The following is a 16,408-nucleotide window of genomic DNA, read 5'->3' as shown; positions in this document are numbered from 1 at the left end:
TTCGGCCCCAAGCCGGAGGGGGCTTTTTATTTGTATGCACAAGACAGCTTGGGCTAGGCCGGGCCGATGCCCGCAACCATCAAGTGCGACGTCGCCATTGTCGGCGGCGGACTATCCGGAGGACTGCTCGCGCTGGCGCTCAGGAAGAAGCGCCCGCATGCCGATGTGCGGCTGATCGAGAGCGGGCGCGCGCTGGGGGGAAACCATCTCTGGTCGTTCTTCGCGAGCGATGTGGCGCCCGCGAATCGCTGGCTCACCGCGCCGCTGATCTGCCATGGCTGGGCGAGCTATGACGTGGCGTTCCCGGCGCATTCGCGGACGCTGCGATCGCATTATTACTCGATCGAATCGCGACGGCTCGACGAAGTGGTGCGCGCGCAGATGCCCGAAGGCGCCGTGATGACCCGCCGAAAGGTGGCCGCGACGACCAACAAGACCGTGATGTTCGAAGATGGTGACAGGATAGAAGCCGGCGGCGTGATCGACTGTCGCGGCCCGGGAGATCTCTCGCTGCTCGAATGCGGCTGGCAGAAATTCTATGGCCGCGAACTCGCGCTCGCCGACATACACGATATCGAGCGGCCGATGATCATGGACGCGACCGTCGAGCAGCTCGACGGCTATCGCTTCGTCTATTCGCTGCCGTTCGGCGCGACGCGGCTGTTTGTCGAAGATACTTATTATAGCGACACGCCCGAGATCGACGTCGACGCGCTGCGCGGGCGGCTCGACGCCCATGCGGCGGCGAAGGGCTGGCAGGTCGAGAAACTGGTGCGCGAGGAAGCGGGATCGCTGGCGGTAGCGATGGGCGGCGACTTCGAAGCCTATTGGCGATCGGGTGGGGAAAAGGTGGCAAAGGCAGGTGTTCGCGCCGGTTTGTTCCACCCGCTGACCAGCTATTCGCTGCCCGACGCGGTGCGCGCCGCCACCCTGGTCGCCAGCGCAAGCGACCTTTCGGGCGAGGCGCTGCACGATCTGCTCCACGATTTCGCGCGCGTCACCTGGCGCAAGCGGCGCTTTTACCGGATGCTGGCGACGATGCTGTTCAAGGCGGCCGAACCGGCGGAACGCTACCGCGTGCTCGAGCGCTTCTACCGGCTTAGTCCCGAGTTGATCGGGCGGTTTTATGCAGGCAATTCGACAGCCTATGACCGGCTAAGGACGCTGACGGGCAAGCCGCCCGTGCCGATCGGGCGCGCGGCGAAGGCGCTATGGGGGAACAGCAAGTGAAGCGCGCAGCGGTAATCGGTGCAGGGATTGGCGGGCTGGCGCTCGCGATCCGGCTACAATCGGCGGGGGTGGACACCACCCTGATCGAAGCGCGCGAAAAGCCGGGCGGGCGCGCCTATTTCTGGGAGCGCGACGGTTTTACCTTCGATGCGGGGCCGACCGTGATCACCGCCCCCGAAGCGCTGGCAGAACTCTGGCGGATATCCGGCCACGACATGGCCGAGGATGTGAAGCTGAAGCCGGTGACGCCCTTTTACCGGCTGTCCTGGCCCGATGGCGTGGCATTCGATTATTCCAACGACGACGCGCAACTGGGCGCGGCGATCGCCCAGCTCAATCCCGAGGACGTGGCCGGATATGCCAAGTTCCTCGAATATTCGGCCGGGGTGTACGAGGAAGGCTATGTGAAGCTGGGAACGGTGGCGTTCCTCGATTTCAAGACGATGATCGCAGCCGCCCCCTCGCTGATGAAGTATCAGGCGTGGCGCTCGGTCTATTCGATGGTCTCCAGCTTCGTGAAGAACGAGAAACTGCGCCAGGCGCTGTCGTTCCACACGCTGCTGGTGGGCGGCAATCCGATGAAGACCAGCTCGATCTATGCGCTGATCCACAAGCTGGAGCGCGATGGCGGCGTCTGGTGGGCCGAGGGCGGTACCAACAAGCTCGTATCGGGCATGGTCCGGCATTTCGAGCGGCTGGGCGGCGTGCTGCGGCTGGGCGATCCGGTGACCGCGATCGACACGCTGGGCGACCGGGTGACCGGCATCCAGACCGCGAGCGGCTTTGCGATGGAAGTCGATGCGGTGGCGAGCAATGCCGATGTGGTCCACAGCTATCGCGACCTGCTCAAGACGTCGCGCAGCAGCCAGCGGACCGCCAAGGCGCTGGTCAACAAGCGCTTCTCGCCTTCGCTGTTCGTCGTGCATTTCGGGGTGAAGGGAGAGTTTCCCAACATCCCGCACCATTCGATCCTGTTCGGCCCGCGCTATCAGGGGCTGCTGGGCGACATTTACGATCATGGCGTGCTGAGCGAGGATTTCTCGCTCTATCTGCATCATCCGAGCGCAAGCGATCCCGCCATGGCGCCCGAGGGCCATTCGACCTTCTACGCGCTGGCACCGGTGCCGCATCTGGGCAAGTTCCCCGCCGACTGGGACGAGCTTGGCCCGATCCTGGAGGAGCGCATCCTGGCCGAAGTGCAACGGCGGCTGATCCCCGACCTGAAGGAGCGGATCGTCACCAAGTTCAGCTACGCGCCGAGCGACTTCAAGGCCGATCTGGCGGCGCATCTGGGATCGGCATTCAGCCTGGAGCCGCTGCTGACCCAGAGCGCATGGTTCCGCACGCATAATCGCGACGATGCGATATCGAACCTGTACTTTGTCGGCGCGGGCACGCATCCGGGGGCAGGCATTCCCGGCGTGGTCGGCAGCGCCAAGGCCACGGCGGCGTTGATGCTCGGCGATGGCCGGTAACTGGAGCAGTGAAGTGAAGCGTATCGCAGTCTATTGCGGATCGGCGACCCCGGCAGACCCGGTCTATATCGAATGCGCGCGCAGCGTTGGCCGCAGCCTGGCCGAGCGCGGGATCGGGCTGGTCTATGGCGGCGGCAAATTGGGCCTGATGGGCGCGGTGGCGGATTCGTGCCTGGAGGCGGGCGGCGAAGTGATCGGAATCATCCCGACCGCATTGGTGAACGCCGAAGTCGCGCATCGCGGGCTGACCGAGCTCCACGTTGTCGACACAATGCACGAGCGCAAGGCGCGCTTCGTCGAACTGGGCGACGGCTTCGTCAACCTGCCCGGCGGCACGGGCACGATGGACGAATTGTGGGAGGCGCTGAGCTGGGCGCAGCTTGGCTATCACACCGATCCGATCGGCCTGCTCAACGTCGCGGGCTATTACGACAAACTGATCGAATTCTGGGAGCATATGGGCAAGGTCGGCTTCCTGCGGCCGCAGCATCAGGGGCTGCTGCACGTCGATACCGAACTGGACGGCCTGCTCGACAAGATGGCGAACGCCGCGCCGACCGTGCCGATCATCCATATGAAGCGCGACGATTTGTGAAGCCCCACTCGGTTCCGGGCCGCGCGGCCATCGTCGCGACGGCGGGGGAGTCGATCGCGAAGGGATCGAAGAGCTTTGGCGCGGCGAGCCGACTGTTCGACCGCACCACGCGCGAACGGGCATGGCTGCTTTATGCATGGTGCCGCGCCTGCGACGATCTGGCCGATGGGCAGGACCATGGCCATGGCATGACGGCAGTGGCCGACGCTCCGGCGCGGCTGGCGCAGATGCGCGCGCTGACAGCGCAGGCGCTTCGCGGCGAATGGGTGGGCGATCCGGCTTTCGACGCGCTGCGCATCGTGGTGGCCGAAACCAACATGCCGCATCGCTATGTGTGGGACGTGATCGAGGGCTTTGCGCTCGACGCCGATGGCTGGGGACCGCGCCACGAAAGCGACCTGTATCGCTATTGCTACCATGTCGCGGGGGCGGTCGGCTGCATGATGGCGATCGTGATGGGAGTGGACCCGCAGGACGAAGACACGCTCGACCGCGCATGCGATCTGGGCCTCGCCTTCCAGCTCGCCAATATCGCGCGCGACGTGGAGGAGGATGACCGCGCCGGGCGCTGTTATTTGCCCGACGAATGGCTGACCGAGATCGACGTGCCGCCGGGGCAGCATATGAAGCCGCCGTTCCGCAACCGCTTGTCCATGCTGGTGCGGCGGATGGCCGAGCGCGCGGAGGAGCATGAGCAAAGCGCGCGCATCGGCACGCGCAAGCTGGGCTTCCGATCGGCATGGGCGGTGCTGGCGGCGGCGGGCATCTATGGCGATATCGCACGCAAGGTGGTGGCGCGCGGCGACCATGCCTGGGATCATCGGGTGAAGACGAGCGCGTTCGAGAAGATCGGCTGGATCGGCAAATCCGCGTGGCAGGCAGCCGCGCGGCGGAAACTATTCCCGCCCGAGCCGCGGCCTAGCCATCTGTGGGATCGGCCGCGCCGGCCGGCACCAGACGCGTAGCCAGCCAGCCCGCGACCAGCGGCCCGGCGACCAGCACGACCTGTGCCCATACAGGAAAGGTGAGCGTCAGCATCGCGCTGGCCGAGAGCAGCACCGCAATCGCCGCGACGATCCACGCGGGCACATGCGATCGGGAAATATAGCTCGCCAGCACGCCGCCAGCCAAAGCGCCGAGCGGCCATGCCGCTGCGTACAATGCGACCAGTGCAATCGGCGCGCCCGCGATCCAGGCGTTCATCGCCTGTGGATCATTGACCGCCATGTCCGCGAGCGGATGCTGGGTCAGCGCCAGCAGACGAATGCCCGTGACCAGCACAAGGGCACCAATCAACCCGATCAACGTGCCGCCAACCATGCGCATGAAATGCCCCCGCTTCGTATCCGGAACCGCAGCTAGCGCATTCCGGAGAAAAGAGGAAACCGCGCCAACGGCATCGAAGCGTTGCATCCGCGCGCCGGACCCACCAAATCAGGCGCGATGCCACCCGACAATCCGACTTCCGACCCCGAACGCCCCTTGTTCGGAACGATGCGGCGCTTCCTGCCCTATCTGTGGCCCAAGGATGCGCCGGGGCTGCGCGTGCGCATCGTCATCGCGATGCTGCTCGTCGTCGCGTCGAAGCTGGTACAGGTCTATGGCGCGCCCTTCGCGCTGCAGGGGGCGATCGACCGGATGGCGAGCGGGCCGCGCGACGCCGTGATGCTCGTGACCCTGCTGGTGGTGGGCTATGCCGCCGCCCGGCTGGGCACGACCGTGTTCGACAATCTGCGCAACGCCGTGTTCGAACGGGTAGGTCAGGATGCGACGCGGCGGCTGGCGGCGGACGTATTCCGCCATCTCCACAGTCTCTCGCTGCGTTTCCATCTGGAGCGGCGCACGGGCGCAGTGACCAAGGTGGTCGAGCGCGGGACCAAGAGCATCGATACCATGCTCTATTTCCTGCTCTTCAACATCGCACCGACGATCCTGGAGCTCAGCCTGGTGCTGGGCATCTTCTACGCGCGCTTTTCGGGCTGGCTGGTGGTGGCGACGCTCGCGATGGTGGTCATCTATATCGCCTTCACCCGCTGGGTGACCGATTGGCGCGCCAAATTGCGCCAGCAGATGAACGATCTCGACACCGGGGCCGTCGCGCATGCGGTGGATTCGCTGCTCAATTTCGAGACGGTCAAATATTTCAACGCCGAGAAGCGCGAGGCGAAGCGATATGAAGACGCCGTGACCGCTTATGCCAAGGCGGCGACGGTGAGCGAGAATTCGCTCGCTTGGCTCAATATCGGGCAGAGCCTGATCACCAATGCGATGCTGGCCGCGGGCATGGCGCTGGTCGTGTTCGGATGGGCGCGGGGCGAATTCACGCCGGGCGATGTCGTATTGGTATCGACATTGCTCGCGCAGCTTTTCCGCCCGCTCGACCTGCTCGGCATGGTCTATCGCACGATCCGCCAGGGCGTGATCGACATGGGCCAGATGTTCGACCTGATCGACACCGATGCCGAGGTGAAGGATGTGGCCCATGCCAAGCCGCTGGCGGTGGCCAAGGGGCATGTGCGCTTCGAAGGCGTGCATTTCGCTTACGACCCGGAGCGCGAGATATTGAAGGGCATCGACCTGGATATTCCGGCGGGGGCGACCGTGGCCGTGGTTGGGCCTTCGGGCGCGGGCAAATCGACGCTCGCGCGCATCCTCTACCGTTTCTACGACCTGACCGGCGGGCGCGTGACGATCGACGGGCAGGATATCAGCCAGGTGACCCAGTCGAGCCTGCGCGCGGCGATCGGCATCGTTCCGCAGGATACGGTGCTGTTCAACGATACGGTGGGCTACAACATCGCCTATGGCCGCGAGGGCGCGACGCCCGAAGAGGTGGCCGATGCGGCGCGGGGCGCGGCGATTGCGGGGTTCATCCAGTCGCTTCCCGAGGGGTTCGACACGCGCGTGGGCGAACGCGGGCTGAAGCTTTCGGGCGGCGAGAAGCAGCGCGTGGCGATCGCGCGGACACTGGTCAAGAACCCGCCGATCCTGATCCTGGATGAGGCGACCAGTGCGCTGGACAGCCGCACCGAGGCGGACATCCAGGCGACGCTGGAGGCGATCGAGCAGGGCCGCACGACGATCGTGATCGCGCACCGGCTCTCCACCGTGGTGCATGCCGATCGCATCATCGTGCTCGAGGCCGGGCGCGTCGCCGAGCAGGGCACGCACGCGCAATTGTTGCGCAAGCGCGGACTTTATGCCGAGATGTGGGCACGGCAGGCGCAGGAACGCGAAGAGGGCGAACTGGCCGAGGGCTAAACGGAGGGGATGACGCGATGATCTGGGTGGTGCTTGGGATTGTCGCGTTGATTGCCGCGCTGGCCGGCTGGTCCTTCTATGTGAACGGCAAGATCGAGGCCGCGATCCCCGCCGAGGGCGCGACGATCGAAGCAGGGGGGGTGCGCTTTCATTATCGTGACCTGGGCCCGCGCGATGCGCCGCCGGTGTTGATGATCCACGGCGTGCTCAGCAACTGGCGGATCTTCACCTATGCGCTCGCCCCCGCAATGGCACGCGACCATAGGGTGATCGTGATCGACCGGCCGGGATGGGGCTATTCGAAGAGCGGAGCGCGGCTCGATATCGCCGGGCAGGCCGATGCGATCGCGGCGCTGATCGACCGGCTGGAATTGAGCAAGCCGCTGCTGGTGGGGCATTCGATGGGAGGCGCGGTGAGCCTGGCGCTCGGGCTGGCGCATCCAGACAAGGTGCGCGGGCTGGCACTGATCGCGCCGCTGACCCAGCCGATCGAGCGCCCGCCCGAGCCGTTCAAGGGCTATGTGGTACCCGCATTCCTGCGCGCGCCGATAGCCTGGACGCTGGCGATCCCGATCGCGATGCGCACGGGCAAGGCGCGCACGATGGAGGTGTTCCACCCCGAGCCGGTACCGGAGGATTTCGCGGTGAAGGGCGGCGGCATGCTGGCGATGCGCCCGGCCGGCTTCCAATCGGGGGCGTTCGAGCTGGGCATGGCGAAAGGCGCGATGGACGCGCAGGCGCCGCGATACGGCACGCTGAAGCTGCCGGTCGCGATCCTCTATGCGCATGGCGATACGCTGCTCGATCCCGAGCTGCACGGGACCGATACGGCTGCTGCGATTCCGGGGGCGACGGTGGAGATCGTCGAGGGCGGGCATATGCTGCCGGTGACCCAGCCGGGGCTGGTGGAGGCGTGGCTACGCCGCCTCTGAGGCCTGGGTCGTCCAGCCGAGCCGGGGGATGGTGATCGAGCGCTTGCCCGCCAGATCGACGCGGGTGACGAAGAGCTCCTTGCTCTCGATATACTGGATCAGCCGGCGGACGCGGCCAAGCGAGCTGGTGCCGTAGGTGGCGGCGAGCTCTTCGTCGCTGGGGCATGGCAGCCCCTCACGCGCGGCGCGGGCGACGAGCAGGAACGGCCCGAGCATATCGTCGGGCAGCACCCTGGCGGCTTCGAGCGCCTGCGACCATTCCGCATCCGGATCGCCATGGATGCCTGCGCGCGCGGCGGACAGCCGGCGGGTGAAGGCAGAGAGATCGAGCGGCGGTCGCGCGAGACCGACCATGCGGCAGCGGACGAGGAAATCCTGATAGAGCACCGAGGGCGAGCGCAGCGCGGAATCCCCATCCTCGACGATCGCGCGGAGAACATCGGCCACGCGCTGCGCGGCCTCTTCGGGATCGACCTGCGTCTCGGGCTCGGGCGACGGGACAGAGCGGGCGAGCGCTTCGATCAGGCTTTCGGACGGAACGGCGCGCGGCGCTTCGGGGGCGGGCGGGGTCCATGTCGGCTCGGCCGGGGCGAGCAGGAGATCGCGAATATCGGCGGTGGGCGCTTCGGGCAGCGGGGTTAGCTTGGGACTGCCGCTGCGCGCCGAGGTTTCAACCGCGCCGATCCGGATCGAGACCGGGCGGCGCGAGATGGCGGGGCCGAGCGCAAGGAAATGGCCGCGCTGGAGATCGCGGATTTGCTCGGCCTGGCGGCGCTCCATGCCGAGCAGATCGGCGGCGCGGGCCATATCGATATCGAGGAAGGTGCGCCCCATCAGGAAATTCGACGCTTCGGCGGCGACGTTCTTGGCGAGCTTGGCAAGGCGCTGCGTCGCGATCACCCCGGCAAGCCCGCGCTTGCGGCCGCGACACATGAGATTGGTCATCGCGCTGAGCGAGGCACGGCGGACATCCTCCGCCACCTCGCCGCCGCCCGCAGGGGCGAAGAGCTGGGCTTCGTCGACCACGACCAAAGCCGGATACCAATGATCGCGCGGGGCATCGAACAGGCCGTTGAGGAAGGCGGCGGCGCATTTCATCTGCCCCTCTGCCTCCAGCCCCTCAAGGCTGAGCACCACCGAGGCGCGATGCTCGCGAATGCGCGCGGCGAAGCGGGCGACGTCGCGCTCGCTATGATCCGCCGCCTCGATCGCGACATGGCCATATCTATCGGAAAGCGTGACGAAATCGCCCTCGGGATCGATCACGACCTGCTGGACATGCCCCGCCGAGCGCTCGAGGAGGCGGCGCAGCAGATGCGACTTGCCCGAACCCGAATTGCCCTGAACCAGCAGACGCGTGGCGAGCAGCTCTTCCAGGTCGAGCGTGGCGCTGCCGCCGCGTTCGTCCAGGCCCATATCCACGCTAACCGTCATGTCCACGCCTTGGCGTATCGAGCCCCGGATGGGCAAGCTCGGTTCGCCGAAAAGCTGTGCAAACACCCGCCATCCCGGCGAAAGCCGGGGTAACGGTTATTTCTTCAGGCCGAGAAAGACGTTTCCTTCGGTCGATAGATAGTTGCGCTTGTAATCGAAGCGTTTGGCATCGGCGAAGGCGAGCCAGTAATATTTCATCTGCTCGGACCACCAATAACCGGGGCAATGATCGCCCTGCTGCTTGGTGGTGACATCGGCCATCACGGCATAGCCATAGGGTGCCTTGTTCCACTGCTTCATCGCGCGATAGTGGCGCGCGATCACCTCGCGCCAGACGAACCTGCGATCGAGCAGCCAGTGGTTGAACGCGGCGTCGGCCAGCTCGGGGCGCAGATCATTGGTCTTGTAGGCGGTACCGCCGGTTTCGGGATTATAGCCTTCGGGCAGGATGCCGAACTCGCGGGCTACCCGGTCCCAGCTGCGCGTATAGGCCTCTCCCGGCACAATATCGCCGCCCTGGGCGAGAAGGCCGCCGTAAAAGGAGGAGAGTTCGTCCTGCTCCCAGTTGATCCGCGCGCCCGTCTCGAAATCCACATCGACGAACCAGAGCCGCCCATCGAGCGTGGCCGACTGATGCTTGAGGATCGCCGCCGTGCAGACCCGGTACATGTCGAGGCAGTCGCGGTCGCCAAGAAGCTGCCAGGCGTCCCAGAGATACTCGTAATAGCTGTCGGACGGCGGGCCGATCGTGGCGCGGCGGCTTTTCCACTCGCCGGTCATGCAGTGGATCTTGTCGGCGAGCAGCCCGATCTTCGAGCGGCGCTCATACATCGATACCATCGCCTTCTTCGCGGCGTTCACGTAGCGCGGATCGCCGGTCGCCCGGCTGAGCGTGCCGAATTCGGTGATGCAGCTGCCGATCTCGGCTGGATTGGTTTCGGGGCCGCGCAGCGCGCCGGTCCTGAGGTTGATATAGCGGTGCGGCAGGCCGAGCGGCGATGCCTCGAAGCTGGGCATCAGCCGGTCGCTCAAGTCCTTCGCCCGGGCGAGCAGCACCGGATCGCCGCATGCGTGCCACGCCGAAAGCAGACCGCCGACGATGCGGATGATCGTCTCGAATACCGAGAGCTCGCCATCCACGTCGAAATCCAAGTTCCCCTTGATCCAGTCGACACCGTCCTGGAACTCGGTGTCGAGCTCCATCAGCCACAAGGTATCGAGCGCTTCGATCAGGCTGAGCCCGAGATGCTTGCCCTTGATCGAGAAGCTCTCGCTGCCGCCCGAGATCGGCATGATCTGATCCTTGCCCCAGGCGCGCGCGCGATACTGCCCCCAGGCCCAGCGCATCTCGCTGCGGACATCCTCGCCCAGCCGCTGCCAATTCTCCTTTGCCTCGGCGGGCAGCGGCAGGAAGGCGGCGGCACCGCCGAGGACGAGCCCACGGCGGCCGATGCGGAAATGGCTCATGCGATCAGATCCCTTTCTTCCGGATGCTTCGCCAGATACGCGGCTACGAATTCGCATTGCGGCACCAGCTTCATGCCCCGCGCGCGGACATCGGCGAGCGCCGCGCCGATCAGGCGGCCGGCTATGCCCTGGCCCTGCAGCGCCGCGGGCACGATCGTGTGGGTGAAGGTGATGCGAGCGCCATCGATCGTATAAGCGGCGAAGGCGGTGTGCCCGTCCACTGCCAGCTCGTAGCGCGAGCGGTCCTTGTTGTCGGTGACTCCAGACACATTCCCTCGCTTGGCTTTGGCGGGCTTGGCCCCTAACCGGACCGGTGTGAACGATCCCCGCGCTACTCTGCAATCGGTTTTCGGCTTTCCCGGGTTCCGCGGCGTACAGGCCGAGGTGGTGGCGCGCGTGCTCGCCGGGCAGCGCACGCTGGCGGTGATGCCGACAGGGGCGGGAAAGTCGCTGACCTATCAGCTCCCCTCAGTGATGCTGGATGGGACGTGCGTGGTGGTAAGCCCGCTGATCGCGTTGATGCACGATCAGCTGCGCGCCGCCGAAGCCGTGGGCATCCGCGCAGCGACGCTGACATCCGCCGACGACAATCGCGACGAGACGATCGCGCGCTTTCGCGCCGGGGCGCTGGACCTTTTGTACGTGGCGCCCGAGCGCGCATCGAGCGAGGGATTCCGCAATCTGCTTGGCCAGGCGAAACTGAGCCTGTTCGCGATCGACGAGGCGCATTGCGTTTCCGAATGGGGGCATGATTTCCGCCCGGACTATCGCCTGCTCAGGCCACTGCTCGATCGCTTTCCCGAGGTGCCGCGCCTCGCGCTGACCGCGACCGCCGATGCGCATACCCGCGACGATATCTGCGAACAGCTGGGCATTCCGCATGAAGGGATGATCGTTGCGGGCTTCGACCGGCCCAATATCCGCTACGCCATCTCGCCGCGCGAGAATGCGACGCGGCAGATCATGGACCTGCTGGCCGAACAGCCGGGGCCGGGCATCGTCTATGTCCAGAGCCGCGCGGGCGTGGAGAAACTGGCCGAGAAGCTGGCGGGCACCGGGCGGAGCGTGCTGCCCTATCATGCCGGGCTCGACGCGGAAGTGCGCCGCCGCAACCAGGCCGCGTTCGTAACATCCGAAGACATGGTGATCGTGGCGACGATCGCGTTCGGCATGGGGATCGACAAGCCCGATGTACGCTTCGTCGCGCATGCCGGCCTGCCCAAATCGATCGAGGCCTATTATCAGGAAACCGGACGCGCGGGGCGCGACGGCGATCCGGCGGAGGCCCACCTGTTCTGGGGTGCGGACGATTTCGCGCGTGCCCGCCAGCGGATCGGCGAAGTCGAGCCCGCGCGCCAGCCGGGCGAGCGCGCACGGCTGACTGCGCTGGGCGCGCTGGTGGAGACCGCAGGCTGCCGGCGCCGCATCCTGCTCAGGCATTTCGGCGAGACCGATACGCCGGAGCACTGCGGCAATTGCGACAATTGCCTGAGCCCGCCCGCCGCCGTGGATGCGAGCATAGTGGCGCAAAAGTTCCTGTCGGCAGTATTCCGCACCGGCATGATGTTCGGCATCGGCTATATCGAAAGCATCTTGCTCGGCCATTCGAGCGAGCGCAGCCTGATGAACGGGCATGAGAGCTTGAGCGTGTTCGGGATCGTGGAAGGCGACGAAGCGGCGCTGATCAAGCCGGTGGCACGGGCGCTGCTGCTGCGCGACGCCCTGCGCGCCAATGCGCATGGCGGGCTGGAGTTCGGGCCGGGCGCCAAGGCGATCCTGAAGGGCGAGGAGAAGTTGCCGCTGGTTCTGCCCCCGAGACGCGAGCGGCGGCGGCGCGGCGCGAGAGCCGGCGGCCAGCTCAATCCGGTCGGCGATCCGCTGTTCGAGGCGCTGCGCGCGAAGCGGCGCGAGCTGGCGGCCGAGGCACAGGTGCCGCCCTATATCGTCTTCGCCGACGCCGTGCTGCGTGACATGGCAGCGGCGCGGCCCGACAGCATGGCGGCGATGAGCCGCATCTCGGGCATAGGCAGCCGCAAGCTGGAAGCTTATGGTGACGCCTTCCTGCAAGTGATCCGAGAGGCGGCATGAAAGGTTTGATCGCGCTCACGGCGGTGACGCTCGCCATTGGCGCGCCGTCTGCTGCGCAGCGAGCTACAGAGACGCGTCCGGCGGCCCAGGCCGAAGCGATTGAGCTGGAGATGTGGACCTGGGGCCGGCCGATGACGCGCTGGTCGATCACTCCGGCGGGCGCGCTGACCTTCACCACACCAGAACCCGATCCGTTCAAGGCCGAACGCATGGTCACGCGGCGCTATCAGGCGGGCGAGACGGGCTATGCGCGCATCCGCACGCTCACGAGCGAAGCCGCGATGATCGCCGCCGTGGCCGGGGCCGAGCTGCCCTGCACGCGCGCGATCACCGATGCGCCTTATGGCGAGCTGCGCTGGACCGGTGGCGACGGGCAGCGCAGGACGCTGAGATTCTACACCGCTTGCGAAGAAGCGGACGCACGCCGCATCATCGGCCAGCTTCAGCAAGCCGACGATCTGGCCATTGCGTGGCGCGACGCGGGCGAGATCGTCGAAACCAGAAAGGCAGACGGGCAATGACCAATGTGCGCAGGATCGACGAGACGATTTCGGTCGCTCCCCAGATTTCGCCCGAGGATATTCCGGCGCTCGCCGCAGCGGGCTTTGGCTTCATCATCAACAATCGTCCCGAGGGCGAGGAAAGCGGCCAGCCAAGCAACGTTGCGATCCGCGCCGCAGCGGAGGCCGCAGGGATGGGCTATGCCGAGATCCCGACCGTGATGGGTGGGATGACCCAGGCGCAGGTGAACGAGATGGCGGCGGCGCTGGCATCGGCCGGCAAACCCGTGCTGGCGTTCTGCCGATCTGGCACGCGATCGTGCAATCTCTGGGCGCTGGCCGAAGCGAGCAAGGGCGGCGATCCCGAGACGCTGATCGCCAAGGGCGCGGCGGCGGGATATGATCTGTCGGGCATCAGGCCGGTGCTCGACCAGCTTTCAGCCCGGGCATGAACTGGCTTCAGCTCGGCGGATCAATTGTCGCGATCCTGTTCCTCGCGGGGATTGCCTGGGCGCTGGGGCTCGGTCGCACCGAGATTGGCGACGAAGCGGAGGCGATGCAGGCGGCCGAGGATGCGCTGTCTGGCTTCGAGCCGGTACGCGCGATCGTGAGCGCCGACAAGAGCAGCGCGATGGTGGAGGGCAAGGACGGCAGTGTCGCCGCGCTCAAGCTGCATGGGGCGCAAATTGCGGTACGAGGCATCGACGCGAGCCAAGTGATCGAAACGCCGGAAGGCTGGACGCTCGACAGCGGCGAGCGGCGGTTCGGGCGGGTGATCGTGCGGCGTTGAGGCCTGGGAATGAGGCGTGGCGGGGCACTTCCCCGCTGCTGACATTTGTGTAAGCTTGAAACCATGACGCTTCCCGATGTCGTCTCTTATGCGGTTCCAGGCTTTGTCCTGCTCGTGTTGATCGAGATGATCGTCGTGCGGCTGCGTTACCGGCATCGCTATGAGCCGAAAGACACGCTGACCTCGCTGGCGCTCGGCACCGGGAGCACGGTGGCGGGGGCGCTGACCGCGGGCCTCGCTTTCGCGATGGCGATGTGGGTGTGGCAGTACCGGATCTTCGAGATCAGCTATGCCTGGTATTGGTTCGTCCTCGCCTTCGTGGTCGACGACCTGGCTTATTATGTGTTTCACCGGCTGGCGCACCGGGTGCGCTGGTTCTGGGCGAGCCACGTCATCCATCACAGCTCGCAGCATTATAATCTGTCGACCGCGCTCCGGCAGACATGGACGGGGTTCATCTCGCTGGGCTTCCTCTTCCGCCTGCCGCTGGCGCTGATCGGCTTTCCGCCGCCGATGCTGGTGTTCGTGGCGGGGCTCAACCTGATCTACCAGTTCTGGATCCACACCGAGGTGATCCAAAAATGCCCGCGCTGGTTCGAAGCGGTGATGAACACGCCTTCGCACCACCGCGTCCACCATGCGACCAATCCGCGCTATCTCGACAAGAATTATGCCGGGGTGTTCATCATCTGGGACAAGATGTTCGGCACCTTCACCCCCGAGCGCGACGACGACCGCCCCCGCTATGGCATCGTCAAGAATCTCGGCAGCTTCAACCTGCTCTGGGCAGCATTCCACGAATGGGTGGGGATCGCGAAGGACGTGTGGGCCGCGCCGACGCTGGCCGCCAAATGGAATTACATCGCGAAGCCGCCGGGCTGGAGCCATGATGGCAGCCGCGATACATCCGAAATCATAAAGGCGCGCTGGGAGGCGCGGCAAAAAGAGGGGGCTGCTGCGTGGAAGAAGTCGACATCGTCGTCATCGGCGGAGGATCGGGCGGGAGCGCCGCGGCAGGCCGGCTGAGCGAGGGCCGGAAGTACAGCGTCTGCGTGCTGGAAGCCGGCGGGCGCAACACCAGCATCAAGACGACCATGCCCGGGATGATGCCGTTCCAGGGGCCCGCGACCAACTGGCGCTTCGAAACCGTGCCACAGCCGGGGCTCAACGGCCGGCGCGGATACCAGCCGCGCGGGCGCGGGCTGGGCGGATCAAGCGCGATCAACGCCATGCTCTATATTCGCGGGCACCCGGGCGATTATGACGAGTGGCGCGATCTGGGCTGCCCCGGCTGGGGCTGGGACGAGGTGCTGCCCTATTTCAAGCGCGCCGAGCATAATGTGCGCGGGGCCGATGCGTTCCATAACGATAGCGGGCCGCTCTGGGTCAGCGACCAAGAATATGCACATGGCGGCAGCCACGCCTTTGTCGAAGCGGCGGCGGCGCTACAGATTCCGCGGAACGATGATTTCAACGGCGCGCGGCAGGACGGCGTCGGCATCTATCAGGTCACCCAGAAGGACGGCGAGCGCTGGTCCGCCGGGCGCGCCTATCTGAGCGAGAAGCGCGAGAACCTGACGATCCTGACCGACGCGATGGTCGAGCGGATCCTGTTCGAGGACGATCGCGTATGGGGTGTCGCCTATCAGCGCGACGGGCAGGCGCGCGAGATCCGCGCCAGGCGCGCGGTCGTGCTGGCCGGCGGCGCGTTCCAGACGCCGCAATTGCTGATGCTATCGGGGATCGGACCGGCCGAGCATCTGAAGGAAATGGGGCTCGCGGTGCGCGTCGATCGCCCGGAAGTGGGCGCGGGGCTGCAGGATCATATCGATTATGTTGCGGCGTTCGAGACCAAGGGGAGCTATTTTCTGGGCCGGTCGCTGGGCGGCAGCTTCAAATCGCTCGGCGCGATGGCGCGGTGGCTCTTCACCCGCAAGGGGCCGATGACCTCACCCTTTGCCGAGGCGGGCGGCTTTGTGAAGACTCCGCTGGCGGGCGAGCGGCCCGACATCCAGTTTCACTTCCTGATCGCGATCGTCGAGGATCATGGCCGCACCCGCGTCAAGACGCATGGCTATTCGTGCCATGCCTGTGTGCTGCGGCCTGAGAGCCGGGGCACGGTGAAGCTTCAATCGCTCGACCCCGGCGTGCCCCCGCTGATCGACCCCAATTTCCTGGGCGACCAGCGCGATGTGGAAGTGCTGAAACATGGCGTGCGCGCGATGTACCGGATCCTCGAGACCCCGCCAATGACGCAGTTCGAGGGCAAGGATCGCTATCCGATCGATCTTGACGACGATGCCGCGCTCGAACGGCTTATCCGCGCGCGGGCGGACACGGTCTATCATCCGGTGGGCACTGCGCGGATGGGATCGGACGAGGGCGCGGTGGTCGATCCGCGGCTGCGGGTGCGCGGGGTGCAGGGACTCTATGTCGCCGACGCATCGATCATGCCGCGCCTGGTGGGCGGCAACACCAATGCGCCGAGCATCATGATCGGCGAACGCTGCGCGGACTTCGTTCGCGAGGATCTGGGGTAGGGTCGCGGCAGGACGGCGGCGGCGCCAGCGCCCTGCCATCAGCCCAGCGGAAGCTGGGATCTCGGGCCGCGCGCAGAACCGCGCGATATGCCAGCT

The 16,408-nt window shown here is 66.1% G+C and carries 16 protein-coding genes; 12 read left to right on the top strand and 4 right to left on the bottom strand.

Annotated elements, in window-relative coordinates; genetic code table 11:
* Window positions 1-66: 66 nt before the first annotated feature.
* The 4 genes from crtY to SSO01S_RS09010 are packed head-to-tail and all read left to right on the top strand — an operon-like array spanning window position 67 to window position 4,265.
* Entirely contained in the window at window positions 67-1,230 is a 1,164-nt protein-coding gene (gene crtY / locus SSO01S_RS09025) for a lycopene beta-cyclase CrtY (RefSeq protein ID WP_066798274.1), read from the top strand.
* Window positions 1,227-2,705, top strand: a complete 1,479-nt coding sequence (locus tag SSO01S_RS09020; protein WP_174520773.1) for a phytoene desaturase — start codon at window positions 1,227-1,229, stop codon at window positions 2,703-2,705. Before crtY ends, SSO01S_RS09020 begins: the two co-directional genes overlap by 4 nt.
* Window positions 2,706-2,718: 13 nt before the next feature.
* A complete protein-coding gene (locus tag SSO01S_RS09015; RefSeq protein WP_066798419.1) occupies window positions 2,719-3,300 on the top strand; it encodes an LOG family protein in 582 nt (193 codons plus the stop codon).
* A complete protein-coding gene (locus SSO01S_RS09010; protein WP_066798271.1) occupies window positions 3,297-4,265 on the top strand; it encodes a phytoene/squalene synthase family protein in 969 nt (322 codons plus the stop codon). Before SSO01S_RS09015 ends, SSO01S_RS09010 begins: the two co-directional genes overlap by 4 nt.
* Here SSO01S_RS09010 and SSO01S_RS09005 read toward each other — a convergent pair.
* On the bottom strand, window positions 4,219-4,626 hold the full coding sequence (locus tag SSO01S_RS09005; RefSeq protein WP_157073696.1) for a hypothetical protein: 408 nt from the start codon (window positions 4,624-4,626) through the stop codon (window positions 4,219-4,221). The genes SSO01S_RS09010 and SSO01S_RS09005 overlap by 47 nt on opposite strands.
* 117 nt (window positions 4,627-4,743) lie before the next feature.
* Here SSO01S_RS09005 and SSO01S_RS09000 point away from each other — a divergent pair, with 117 nt between their 5' ends.
* Entirely contained in the window at window positions 4,744-6,561 is a 1,818-nt protein-coding gene (locus SSO01S_RS09000; protein WP_066798267.1) for an ABCB family ABC transporter ATP-binding protein/permease, read from the top strand.
* Between the two features lie 17 nt (window positions 6,562-6,578).
* Window positions 6,579-7,493, top strand: coding sequence for an alpha/beta fold hydrolase (locus SSO01S_RS08995; protein ID WP_066798266.1), 915 nt, complete (start codon window positions 6,579-6,581; stop codon window positions 7,491-7,493).
* Here SSO01S_RS08995 and SSO01S_RS08990 read toward each other — a convergent pair.
* The 3 genes from SSO01S_RS08990 to SSO01S_RS08980 form a co-directional block, all read right to left on the bottom strand.
* Window positions 7,479-8,927 carry a helicase HerA domain-containing protein gene (locus SSO01S_RS08990; RefSeq protein WP_066798418.1) on the bottom strand — a complete coding sequence of 483 codons (1,449 nt, stop codon included), beginning with the start codon at window positions 8,925-8,927 and terminating at the stop codon, window positions 7,479-7,481. The two genes, SSO01S_RS08995 and SSO01S_RS08990, sit on opposite strands and share 15 nt — an antisense overlap.
* Before the next feature lie 96 nt (window positions 8,928-9,023).
* On the bottom strand, window positions 9,024-10,394 hold the full coding sequence (locus SSO01S_RS08985; RefSeq protein ID WP_066798265.1) for a glycoside hydrolase family 47 protein: 1,371 nt from the start codon (window positions 10,392-10,394) through the stop codon (window positions 9,024-9,026).
* Entirely contained in the window at window positions 10,391-10,663 is a 273-nt protein-coding gene (locus SSO01S_RS08980; RefSeq protein ID WP_066798264.1) for a GNAT family N-acetyltransferase, read from the bottom strand. The genes SSO01S_RS08985 and SSO01S_RS08980 overlap by 4 nt, the downstream gene beginning before the upstream one ends.
* A gap of 46 nt (window positions 10,664-10,709) precedes the next feature.
* On the opposite strand from SSO01S_RS08980, the gene recQ reads away from it, so the two are divergent.
* The 6 genes from recQ to SSO01S_RS08950 all read left to right on the top strand — a co-directional run bounded on the left by recQ (window position 10,710) and on the right by SSO01S_RS08950 (window position 16,312).
* Entirely contained in the window at window positions 10,710-12,482 is a 1,773-nt protein-coding gene (gene recQ, locus SSO01S_RS08975; RefSeq protein WP_066798263.1) for a DNA helicase RecQ, read from the top strand.
* Window positions 12,479-13,003: a hypothetical protein gene (locus SSO01S_RS08970; protein ID WP_066798262.1), complete on the top strand. Its 525-nt coding sequence runs from the start codon at window positions 12,479-12,481 to the stop codon at window positions 13,001-13,003. The genes recQ and SSO01S_RS08970 overlap by 4 nt, the downstream gene beginning before the upstream one ends.
* A complete protein-coding gene (locus tag SSO01S_RS08965; protein WP_066798261.1) occupies window positions 13,000-13,434 on the top strand; it encodes a protein tyrosine phosphatase family protein in 435 nt (144 codons plus the stop codon). Before SSO01S_RS08970 ends, SSO01S_RS08965 begins: the two co-directional genes overlap by 4 nt.
* Window positions 13,431-13,772 (top strand): FXYD domain-containing ion transport regulator, encoded by a 342-nt coding sequence (locus SSO01S_RS08960; RefSeq protein ID WP_066798260.1) that lies wholly within the window; start codon window positions 13,431-13,433, stop codon window positions 13,770-13,772. The genes SSO01S_RS08965 and SSO01S_RS08960 overlap by 4 nt, the downstream gene beginning before the upstream one ends.
* A gap of 63 nt (window positions 13,773-13,835) precedes the next feature.
* Window positions 13,836-14,798, top strand: a complete 963-nt coding sequence (locus tag SSO01S_RS08955) for a sterol desaturase family protein (protein ID WP_066798259.1) — start codon at window positions 13,836-13,838, stop codon at window positions 14,796-14,798.
* Window positions 14,732-16,312: a GMC family oxidoreductase gene (locus SSO01S_RS08950; RefSeq protein ID WP_066798257.1), complete on the top strand. Its 1,581-nt coding sequence runs from the start codon at window positions 14,732-14,734 to the stop codon at window positions 16,310-16,312. Before SSO01S_RS08955 ends, SSO01S_RS08950 begins: the two co-directional genes overlap by 67 nt.
* Window positions 16,313-16,408 lie beyond the last annotated feature (96 nt).

It is taken from the genome of Sphingomonas soli NBRC 100801 (assembly GCF_001591025.1).
Lineage (GTDB): Bacteria > Pseudomonadota > Alphaproteobacteria > Sphingomonadales > Sphingomonadaceae > Sphingomonas > Sphingomonas soli.
Note: the sequence above shows the minus strand (reverse complement) of the source record. Positions and strands in the feature narration are given on the sequence as shown.

Coding starts and splice junctions, on each gene's coding strand:
- SSO01S_RS08960 (WP_066798260.1), top strand. CDS start 13,431: ATGAACTGGCTTCAGCTCGGCGGATCAATTGTCGCGATCCTGTTCCTC.
- SSO01S_RS08965 (WP_066798261.1), top strand. CDS start 13,000: ATGACCAATGTGCGCAGGATCGACGAGACGATTTCGGTCGCTCCCCAG.
- SSO01S_RS08955 (WP_066798259.1), top strand. CDS start 13,836: ATGACGCTTCCCGATGTCGTCTCTTATGCGGTTCCAGGCTTTGTCCTG.
- SSO01S_RS09000 (WP_066798267.1), top strand. CDS start 4,744: ATGCCACCCGACAATCCGACTTCCGACCCCGAACGCCCCTTGTTCGGA.
- SSO01S_RS09005 (WP_157073696.1), bottom strand. CDS start 4,626: ATGCGCATGGTTGGCGGCACGTTGATCGGGTTGATTGGTGCCCTTGTG.
- SSO01S_RS08970 (WP_066798262.1), top strand. CDS start 12,479: ATGAAAGGTTTGATCGCGCTCACGGCGGTGACGCTCGCCATTGGCGCG.
- crtY (WP_066798274.1), top strand. CDS start 67: ATGCCCGCAACCATCAAGTGCGACGTCGCCATTGTCGGCGGCGGACTA.
- SSO01S_RS08990 (WP_066798418.1), bottom strand. CDS start 8,927: ATGACGGTTAGCGTGGATATGGGCCTGGACGAACGCGGCGGCAGCGCC.
- SSO01S_RS08995 (WP_066798266.1), top strand. CDS start 6,579: ATGATCTGGGTGGTGCTTGGGATTGTCGCGTTGATTGCCGCGCTGGCC.
- SSO01S_RS08985 (WP_066798265.1), bottom strand. CDS start 10,394: ATGAGCCATTTCCGCATCGGCCGCCGTGGGCTCGTCCTCGGCGGTGCC.